Below are 835 nucleotides of genomic sequence, written 5' to 3' on the forward strand. Positions count from 1 at the left end.
ACGCCGACGAGGCTGCCGTACTCGGTCCAGGAGCCGTCGTAGTTCTTGACGTTCTCGACACCGAGCAGCTCGTGCAGCACGAACCAGGTCAGCGCGGAGCGCTCACCGATGCGGCAGTAGGCGATGGTGTCCTTGGCCAGGTCGACCTGCTCCTCGGCGTAGAGCTCCTTGAGCTCCTCGTCCGACTTGAAGGTGCCGTCGTCGTTGGCGTTCTTGGACCACGGGATGTTGCGGGCGGACGGGACGTGGCCCGGACGCTGCGACTGCTCCTGCGGCAGGTGGGCCGGCGCGAGCAGCTTGCCGGAGAACTCGTCGGGCGACCGGACGTCGACCAGGTTCTGCGAACCGATCGCGGCGACGACGTCGTCACGGAAGGCACGGATGGACGTGTCCTGGGCCTTGGCCTTGTAGTCGGTCGTCGGGCGCTCGGGCACCTCTTCGACCAGCTCGCGGGCGTCGAGCTCCCACTTCTTGCGGCCACCGTCGAGGAGCTTGACGTTCTCGTGGCCGTAGAGCTTGAAGTACCAGTAGGCGTACGAGGCGAACCAGTTGTTGTTGCCGCCGTAGAGGATCACCAGGGTGTCGTTGGCGATGCCCTTGGCGGACAGCAACTTCTCGAAGCCGGCCTGGTCGACGAAGTCACGCCGGACCGGGTCCTGCAGGTCCTTGGTCCAGTCGATCCGAATGGCGTTGCGAATGTGGTTCTTCTCGTAGGCGGACGTGTCTTCGTCCACCTCCACGATCGCGATGTTCGGGTTGTCGAGGTTGGCCTCGACCCAGTCGGCGTCGACCAGGACGTCGCTGCGGCTCATGCTCTTTCTCCTCCGGGGCAGTT

General features: G+C 65.0%; 1 protein-coding gene. It reads right to left on the reverse strand.

Features of this window, described 5'->3' with window-relative positions:
- Window positions 1-812: sulfurtransferase (locus IQ210_RS46975; RefSeq protein ID WP_194085406.1), on the reverse strand; the 812-nt coding region annotated here is incomplete at its 3' end.
- Window positions 813-835: the final 23 nt, after the last annotated feature.

The organism is Streptomyces justiciae, assembly GCF_015163075.1.
GTDB lineage: Bacteria > Actinomycetota > Actinomycetes > Streptomycetales > Streptomycetaceae > Streptomyces > Streptomyces justiciae.